Annotated in this window: 4 protein-coding genes; all 4 read left to right on the forward strand. The window is 56.9% G+C overall.

All coding sequences use genetic code 11. The features are described 5' to 3' along the window. Positions 1 to 107 precede the first annotated feature (107 nt). Positions 108 to 7484, forward strand: a complete 7377-nt coding sequence (locus tag ACEQWH_RS14020; protein ID WP_370231849.1) for an SDR family NAD(P)-dependent oxidoreductase — start codon at positions 108 to 110, stop codon at positions 7482 to 7484. After that, a complete protein-coding gene (locus ACEQWH_RS14025; protein ID WP_370231851.1) occupies positions 7481 to 8830 on the forward strand; it encodes an aminotransferase class I/II-fold pyridoxal phosphate-dependent enzyme in 1350 nt (449 codons plus the stop codon). Before ACEQWH_RS14020 ends, ACEQWH_RS14025 begins: the two co-directional genes overlap by 4 nt. Continuing rightward, on the forward strand, positions 8830 to 9663 hold the full coding sequence (locus tag ACEQWH_RS14030; protein WP_370231853.1) for a hypothetical protein: 834 nt from the start codon (positions 8830 to 8832) through the stop codon (positions 9661 to 9663). Before ACEQWH_RS14025 ends, ACEQWH_RS14030 begins: the two co-directional genes overlap by 1 nt. After that, on the forward strand, positions 9656 to 10010 hold a 355-nt coding region (locus tag ACEQWH_RS14035; RefSeq protein WP_370231854.1), incomplete at its 3' end, for an FAD-dependent oxidoreductase. The genes ACEQWH_RS14030 and ACEQWH_RS14035, both read left to right, overlap by 8 nt.

Here is a 10010-nt window from a genome sequence, read left to right on the forward strand (position 1 = left end):
CTAAAGGGGTTCCCCAATTAGTTCATACACGTATTGTAAACACTGATCAGGATTGAAGATAAATGGTTAAGTGCAAGTGGACCTTGTTAAATCGATGATGGCGGTGAATGGACAGCATAAGTGGCTTGCGCACCAGTCAGACCCTGGCGCCATCGGATAACCACATGCGCCCAACGACCTATATCACCGGCCAATCCTGTCGGCTGCCCGGCGCGCAGACTGTCGAAGACTTCAGGCGTCTGTTGAATGAGGGCCGTTGTGCGGTTTCGTCGATCCCCCAAGATAGGTGGCAGCACGATCTGTTCTATCACCCGTCGCCCGGGACAAAGGGCAAGTCTTACTCCTTTGCCGCAGGTGTGCTTGATGACATCTGGGGTTTTGATCTTGCGGTCTTCAATATCTCGCCTCGTGAGGCCCATCAGATGGACCCGCAGCAACGGCTCTTGTTGCAAGTGGTTTGGGAGGCGCTAGAGGATGCACATTTAGATCCGCAAAAGCTGGCGGGTCAGGACGTAGGCGTCTTTGTCGGTGCCTCCAGCATGGATCACGCCACGATCCTTGGCGGCGACGCTTCGCTGGCTGACAGCTATCTGATGACCGGCAACACCTTGTCGCTTGTGTCCAACCGGATTTCGCATGCGTTTGATTTGCGCGGGCCAAGTTTCACCGTGGACACAGCGTGTTCCTCGGCAATGGTCGCGCTGGATCAGGCGCGACAGGCGCTAGAGAGCGGGCGGATCGATACTGCAATCGTGGCCGGTGTGAATGTGTTGCTGAACCCCAGCAGCTTCGTCGGGTTTTCCGCCGCGCGGATGTTGTCGGAAAAAGGCCTCTGTCAGTCCTTTTCAGCTAAAGCAGACGGGTACGTAAGGGGCGAGGGCTGTGTCGCGATTGTTTTGCAGCGCGATACAAAAACACCGGCGCGCGCCAGAGCGAAATTGATCGGCAGCGACACGAATTCCGACGGTTTTACTATGAATGTCGCTCTGCCAAGCGCGCAGGGGCAAAGTGCGTTGCTGGAAGGCCTTTACACGTCTCTCGACGTCTCCGCAGATAGCCTGTCCTTTATCGAGGCCCACGGCACAGGAACACTGGTCGGCGACCCCATCGAGGCACATGCATTAGGACGCGCGCTTGCCCGCAAGCGGACGGATGTTCTGCCCATGGGATCCGTGAAATCAAACGTGGGCCACTTAGAGCCTGCCTCGGGGCTTGTGGGCGTTCTGAAAACACTGATTGCATTTGAAGACTGCCGTCTGCCACCGTCTCTGCACGCAGATGAGTTGAACCCTCATATTAACTTTGAGGAAGAGAACCTGCTGCTCGCACGAGACACGATCGCTTTTGATCCAACAAAGCCGATGATCGCGGGGGTTAGTTCCTTCGGCTTTGGCGGAGTGAACGGGCACTGTGTTCTGCAGAAAGTAACTCCTCGGGCCAACAAACCACCTGACGCACCAAGCGGTCGCGAGCGGATTTTTGTGACCTCCGCGTTCTGCGATGCATCACTTGCGGCGCAGGCGGACAGTTTTGCTACGCACCTTTCGGTCACAGACTTAGAACCGGGCGGTATGCCGGATCGGCTGTGGCACGGTCGAGGCCTTTACCCCAAACGTCTGGGCGTGTTGGCCGGGTCTGCAGAACTGACATCTGACGCGCTGGCCGCCTTTGCGCGCGGTGAAAAACATCCGCATGTCGTGACGGCTGAAGCGAAATCCAGATCGGAACCCACGGTTTTCGCCTATTCCGGCAATGGTGCGCAACACAATGGCATGAGCCTGCAGGCCTTTGAACAGGACGCGGACTTTCGCGAGATGTATCACCGCATCGACAGGGAATTTCAGGCGCACACCGGATGGTCGTTAATCCAAAAACTTCAAGACGGTCTCACCGATGCGGATTTCGAGGACTGCCTTGTTGCGCAAAGCTTGCTGTTTGCAGATCAAGCCGCGCAGACTCATGCCTTGGCGCAACGGGGCATAAAACCTGCTGCGGTGGTCGGCCACAGTGCGGGCGAAGTCGCCGCCGCTTGGGCCGCGGGCATTCTGGATCTGCCGCAAGCCGTGTCACTGGTTGTCAGTCGCAGCAAACCTCAGTCAAAACTGATCAACAAAGGCACCATGGCGGCCTTTCAAACCGATGCAGACCACGCGCAAACGCTGATTGACGGGTTTAGTCAAGAAAATCCTCCAACTGAGTACCCGATTGAAATTGCAGCGGTAAACAGCCCGACAAGCGTGACCTTAGTGGGGCCAGTGGATCTGCTGCAGGCATTCTCGAAATGGGTGAAACGCCAACATCGGCTGGCCTGTATCCTGCTGCCGATCAACTACCCGTATCACAGCGCTCAACTGGAACCTTACGAACAAGAGCTGCACGATGCCCTCGCGGGGCTGGCGTTGACCTCGAGCGACGTTCCCTTTTTCTCCAGCACCGAGGGCGCAAAGCTGAATTGGGCGGACCTTACGATTGACTATTGGTGGCGCAATATTCGCAATCCGGTGCAATTTGGCGCAGCGGTTGGGGCGGCGTTGGAGGCGGGCTTCAAGTCGGTTCTTGAGGTGGGCGCGCAACCTGTCCTCACAAGCTACATCGCAGCAACAGTGCAAAAGCAAGGGGGCGGGGATGTCTCGGTCGGCCACACGCTCGCCAAGTCGGATCCAAAGGATGTCAATCCAATGGCCCGCGCTGCGCTTTTCGCCATCTTGAAGGGTGTTGCGCATGACGAGGGCCTATACTTTGCGCGCCCTACGCAAACGGGCGCGCGTTTGCCGCATTATCCGTGGCAGAACACAGAGATCCGTTCGGTAGATAGCAAGGCCATTACACAGTCGCTGGGAACCAATCCAGCCTATCATTCCTTGCTTGGTCGCCCGACCAGCACCGATAACTCGCAATGGCGCCGCGATCTGGATGATCAAATCCTGCCAGCACTGCAGGACCACAAGGTTGCGGACGCATCCATACTCCCTGGTATGGCGCTGGCGGAAATGGCCTATGCCGCGGCATGTCATGCGGCGAAAGGCAAGCCGGTTGAGCTGCATAACATCGATCTGATTGCGCCGATGGTTCTGTCTGGCGGCATGGGCGTTGAGGTGCAAAGCAACGCGATGATCGAGACGGGGACGATCTCGGTGCAATCGCGCGCGCGTCTGAGTGACGACGTTTTTCGCGATCATCTAAGGGCGAGTTTTTCTGTCCTCTCATCCCAGCCCAAAGCGTCTTCTATTTTCCCGCCAGACCCCATTCTGGAAAGCGACAACATCGCCTTGGGAACCTATCGGAATTCTCGCAGGGTTGGGCTGAATTACGGACCAAGTTTTCAGGGGTTAAGCAAAGCCAAACACGTAGGCGACGAGGTTTATGCAGATCTGAAAGATGGAATTGGCTTGACCGACGACGTTCAGATCCAAGGGTTTGATCCGGTTCAGTTGGATTGCATTTTACACTGCCTTATCAATGCCTTTACGAATTCCCATTTTGATTTGGACGGATTGGCGTTGTTGCCAGTTCGCATGGCGCGTCTTCAGGTTTATTTGCCAGGTGCGCGCCTATCCAAAGGACATTTGACGATCCGACGCCGAGGCACGCAATCGGTGCTTGTCGACGTCACAGCATTTGACGCTAAGGGGCGCGTGGCGCTCGGTATCGAGGGGCTGAGGCTTCAGGCTGTGTCGGTGACACCCAAGATTTCTTTTGCTGAGCACGCCTATCATTTTGGCGTAGAGCCTGCGCAACCTTTACCTGCGCTGCCTGCTGTGGACTTGGCACGACTGCAATCGGCGTTTGAGTCCGCTGTGGACGCAGGTCACGATGAAAGTGATGCGTTCCTCTTGATGAATGCGGCCACCCATCAGTCGATTTGGACCGCGTTCAGCGAATGCGCGGGCAAAGGTGGCGTCTTTTCCTTACGCGATGGATTTGATCATGCGGAGCGGCGTTGGTTGGACATGCTGCAGTCCATGGATCTTGCAGAGCCAGCCACAGAGACGGGCCATTGGATCATCGCGGAAACTTGCGATCTGCCGGACGCAGCGACCATTGCCTTTGCTTTGCTCGAGGAAAGGTCTGATCTGATTTCAGAACTGTCGGTGTTGATGCGCCTGCCGTCTGCAATCACAGAATTCCTGACGCAGGATATCGAGAGCGACGACCATATAACGCGTCTGTTCGGCCATCATGTCGCCAATGAGCTGGCCACGTTTGAACCAACGGCGACGGGTCTGTTGACGGCTGTGTCGGATGTCTTGGCCAAACAGTTCCCAAGCACGGCACGCGGCAGACTGGCGACGATTGGAAATGCCATCGTCTGCCACAACGCGGCATCACATTCAGGTGCCACAGTTAAACGCCACCACCTCTGCGCAGCGGGTGACGCTGTTGATGCGCCCCATGATGTCATCAAATCAACGCCAGAGGACGCGCTCGTGTTTGATGTCATGCTCACGACCGAGCCAGAGAAATTCGCGACTGCCGAATTTGATACACTTGTTTCCGAAGGCCTGAAGTCGGGAGGGCATCTGGCCATCCTGCGCGCCGCGCCGCCCGCGCTTCGCATGGCGCTTGTCGCGCTTGATAGTGCAACAGACCTCACCACGGCTACGGCGGAACAGACGAAACAGGCGGTTGCTCGTTTGGGGCTAAACATCTGCCACACATTGCAAATTCCAGACAGTTCCGGTGGTGGCGAGATTTATTTTTGCCAAAAACCATCAGACGCCGTGCAAGACCCGATCATGGACGAAACCTCAGAGACGCCAAGTTGCTGGGAAGACATCTGGTCGGATAGATTTGGTCAGGTGACACGAACGTCCGGCCCTCTTGTGCACATAGAGCCAGCGGATCAGGATGCCCCGGTCCTTGTTTTAGGGCCCAAGGCACCGGATACGCACAGCTTGGCTAACGAAATCCTGTGCTTGCGAGATATTGCGGCAACATGTGCCGCAGCCAAACGTGGCCTGATCGCAATTCTGCCAAAAGGCGCACAGTATTCCGACGGTGCGACCCCAGATCCCAATCAACACGCGCTTTGGGCGATGTTGCGCACAATTGCCAACGAGCACCCCGACCTGCCAATTCAGGCACTGGACACGGCAGCACTGACAGACTGCGACTGGACAGAAAAACGCGCCAATCTGGAGGCCGCGTTGGACACGTTGGCGCAAGAACCCGAAGTCATTCTGTACCCATCCGGTCCCAAGGCTTTGCGGGTCAGACAGGGTTTACCACCGCTGACAGACAGCAATGAGATATCAACCGTGCCGCTTGAGACATATCTGGAACGTGCAGTGTCCGGCGGTTTGGCCAAGCTCAGCTGGACAGCGCGGCCGCGCCGTGAACTGGCACCACAGGAAGTCGAAGTTGAAGTGGCCGCAACGGGACTAAACTATCGTGATGTCATGTGGGCTATGGGGCTTTTGCCAGAAGAAGCACTGGAAAATGGCTTTGCCGGCCCCACGCTTGGGCTAGAATGCGCAGGTCACGTTAGCCGAATAGGCCGAGACGTCAGCGACCTGAAGGTTGGCCAATCCGTACTTGCTTTTGGACCTTCGTGCTTTGCCTCTCACCTCATCAGCGATCAGGCTTGGGTCGCAGCATTACCCGAAGGCATCCCAGCGCAGGACGCGGCCGCGTTACCTGTGGCGTATTTCACGGCGCATTATGCGCTTATGACATTGGCCCGGTTAGACGCCGATGACACGGTACTGATCCATGGTGGAGCAGGGGGCGTCGGTCTGGCGGCCATTGCGGTCGCTCAGAAAGCCGGGGCCCGTATAATCGCGACGGCAGGCAGTCCTGTGAAACAACAGCTCCTGAAAGAGCTTGATGTAGATCACGTGCTGTCCTCTCGCGATGCTTCATTCGTGCAAGTCGTTCGTAGGATCACCGATGGCAAGGGCGTCGATGTCGTCCTGAACTCGCTGGCCGGACAAGCGATGTCGGACAGTCTGGGATTGCTGCGGCCCTACGGTCGTTTTCTAGAGCTTGGCAAACAGGATTACTATGCAAACACGCATGTCGGATTGCGGGCACTGAAAGACAATGTTTCTTATTTCGGTGTCGACATAGACAGCTTTCTGGCCGATCGCCCGAAGGCCGCGCGACGGGTCTTTGCCGAGGTCGTCGAGGGCCTCACAAGCGGCGACTATCCGACCTTGCCCTATACAAAATTTGAAGCGGATCAGACGGTTGATGCGTTCCGCCTGATGCAGCGCTCCGGGCCTATCGGAAAAATCGTAATCGCGCCAAAGCGCCAGGTTTCTCAATCTAACCCCTTGTCCGCCAATGATACCTTCATGGCCGATCCTTCGGGATGGCACGTTATAGCCGGCGGGCTCGGCGGGCTTGGTCTGGAAGTGGCAGACTGGCTGTCGGCGCGCGGCGCAACGCGCATTGCGCTGCTTGGACGCTCAGGAACCGCCGGAGCAGAGGCAGAGCCAGTGTTGAGCTTGCTGCACGCCAAAGGCGTCGATATTCGCACCATCGCCTGTGACATCGCGCAGGCCGAAGCACTTGAGGAAACGTTAGGCGATCTTCGGGAAGCCGCCCCAATCGCCAGTATCTTCCATTCCGCGATGGTTCTCGAAGATCAACCGTTGCATGACCTCTCGCATGCATCGCTTGCCCGTACGCTGCCTGTCAAAACCACGGGCCTTGCGAACCTTGACCAGTTGACGCGCAAGGACAATCTGCAGGCTTTTGTCGCCTTCACCTCGTTGGCCACATTGATTGGCAACCACGGCCAAGCGGCCTATGTTGCGGCCAACGCCTACCAGGACGCTCTGATCAAGAACCGCCATGCACTGGGATTGCCGGCATTGGCGATCGGCTGGGGGGCTGTGACCGACGCAGGATATGTGACGCGCGATGAAAAACTTGCGCGCATGCTTGCACAGGTGTCGGGCAATGTGCCGTTTCAATCCACAAGCCTTCTGCATGCGTTGGGACGTCTGCTAAGCGCGCCAATCCCTGGTGCCTGCGTCAGCGTCACACCGATGAAATGGGGCCCCAGCGCCGCGGCCCTGAAAGTGCTTGCGAGGCCAACTCACGAGGCCCTGAAACAGCTTGCAGACCGTTCTTCCAAAGGGCGAGACATGGGCGATCTGCGCGCAGAATTACAGGCGCTTCCCTATGCCAAAGCCGTAAAACGCGCTGTCGCATTCCTGAAAGCCGAAGTGGCCACGATCTTGCGCGTGCAAGAAGCCAATCTATCGCCCGCGCGTCCGCTGTCGGAATATGGAATGGACTCGCTGATGGGGGTCGAAATGGGATTGGCAGCACAAGCGGCACTTGGAGATGACTTGCCGGTGCCCACGCTTGCAGACGAGGTCAGCATTGAAAAGATCGCCGAGATGTTTGTATCACATATTCATTCTGCGTCAGACCAAGGCGAAGACAACCCGGCAGGTGGCAGCACCTCCAAGCTGAAACAAAAACTTCAGCAACAACATATGAACCCATCTTCCTCCGAGGCTTCATCGTGACGCGCCGCAAGTCCCAACTGTCGGCGCAGGAACGATCACGCGCGCTCAGTGCCGCGAAGGATGCCATTGGCCGAAAAACGCCCACCAAAATCGTGCGCAGCCCTTCTTTTGACAGTCTGCCCGGCTACAAAGAACGTCAGGTGATGCGCGACATTGGACGCCTGCAAAACCTTGGCGATCCGACATTTCGAGAGCTTGCAACGCGGCCCGGTGCGGTCAGTCAGATCCAACAGAAAGACGTCATCAACTTTGGATCATACGATTATATCGGTCTGAATGCCGATCCACGTCCGGCAAAAGCCGCCAAGCAGGCGATTGACACTTTCGGTGTTTCTGCCTCTGCCAGCCGATTGACAGCAGGGCAACGCCCGGTTCACCGCGCATTGGAAGAGGCTTTGGCACGCCACTATGATGTCGAGGATGCGCTGACTTTTGTGTCGGGCCACGCCACGAATATCTCAACGATTGCGACACTGGTGGGCAAGAACGACCAGATTATTTCCGACGCCTTCGTCCACAACAGCGCAACCGTAGGCATTCAGCTGTCTGGTGCCGCGCGACGCAGTTTCGCCCATAATGATTTCGACGCGCTAGAGACCATTCTGGCGGACACCGCAGGGCAGTATCGCGCGACTTTGGTGATCGTTGAGGGCCATTATTCGATGGATGGCGACATCCCAGATCTGCGACGCCTGATTGACCTGAAATCGAAGTACGGCTTTTGGCTTATGGTGGATGAGGCACACGGTCTGGGCTGCATCGGGCCAACCGGTAAAGGCGTGCGCGAGGTGTTTGATATCCCGGGGCAGGCGGTTGATATCTGGATGGGAACGCTCAGCAAATCCCTTGGATCCACGGGTGGCTATATTGCCGGATCGCGCGCCCTCATCGACATTCTGAAATACGAAGCACCAGGGTCTGTGTATTCCGTCGCCCTTGCGCCCAATCTGGCCGCCGCCGCACTGACGTCTCTCACTATTCTTGAGCAAGAGCCCGACCGCGTCGCCAAGTTGCAAGACAACGGAGCATTCTTTCTTGAGGCTGCACAAAAGGCTGGGCTGGACACGGGCTTTAGCATTGGGTCCTCAATCGTGCCTGTGATCGTTGGCCACACAGCGCTCGCGCTTGCCGCCAGCCAGGAACTCTTGCAGCGAGGGTTCAACGTCTTGCCTATTGCCTTTCCGGGCGTCCCTATGAACGAAGCCCGCCTTCGGTTTTTCATTTCGTCCGAACATACAAAGGCCCAGGTTAGCGATGCGGTGAACGTGACGGCGGACATCTTGAACGACCTTCGGGAAAGCCAACTTGAGGCCAAGGTTCAGTCGGCCATTTCCGGGATCACCTGATGCTCAGCGACCCTCCATTGGTGACTTTTGTGGACCCGGGTCCGCTGAATTGGGTGACGCGCGCGTGCCTTAAGTCCGCAGTCAGGGTCGGCCACAGCGTTCACGCATACGCCTATGGAGAGATCTCCGACCTTCCGCGTGGTGTGACGGCCAAGGATGCAAACGAGGTCACGCCCAAGGCCGACATCTTCCTGTTTGACGGTGTTACCCAACCTGAACAATCAGGCTCTTTGGCGCCGTTTTCGGATGCGCTACGGTATCGGCTTTTGTCGCTTGGTCTGGGGACTTGGGTGGATTGGGATGTGTATTTCCTGCACGCACTTGATCCAGATCAGACCACTATTCTTGGCTGGGAAGGGCCGCGCCCGTTTGGAGCATCGCTTAACCCATATGCTGCGATGGTGGGCAATGCGATTATGCGGATGCCGCCAGACTCGCGCGTTCTGCAAGATCTGGTGCGCATCACATCGGCGCCTTACGAAATGCCTCCGTGGTTGTCACCCTGGCTGCGATATCAGGTAAAGCGCAACCTTGGCGGCGCACCCTACAATCCCGGTGCCGCGCGTTATGCCGAATACGGACCAATAGCGCTAAGTTACTATATCCGAAAACACCGGATGAAGTCGTCGGTGCGCAACTACACCTATCACTATCCCGTTGATTACCGAGAGGTGTCCGCTTTCTTACAAGAGGCTAACGCGTTTTTGGCCTCGCTCCCAAGAGAGGCGCAGACCATCCATCTTTGGAACAGCTCATTTCGCAGGCTAACCAACACCAGCCTTCCCCCAAACAGTTTCGCAGCGCGGCTGCGCGAGGAAAGCCTAGATGCCTGACGCAAAACAAGTTCTGATTGTGGGTGCCGGATTTACAGGCGCGGTCATTGCGCGGCGGCTTGCGCAGGCAGGACACCGCTGTACGGTGATTGACGAACGCGACCACGTGGCGGGCAATTGTCACACTGAAAGAGACACCGAAACAGGTGTCATGGTGCACGTCTATGGCCCCCATATCTTTCACACTGACGATGAAGATGTCTGGGACTTCATGAACGCCCATTGCCAGATGATGCCGTACCGACATCAGGTCAAAGCACAGGTGCGCGATCAGGTCTATGCGATGCCGATCAACCTTCATACGATCAACCAGTTCTTTGGTAAAACACTGCGCCCCTCTGAAGCGC

The sequence above is a fragment of the Cognatishimia sp. genome (genome assembly GCF_964229375.1).
Lineage (GTDB): Bacteria > Pseudomonadota > Alphaproteobacteria > Rhodobacterales > Rhodobacteraceae > Cognatishimia.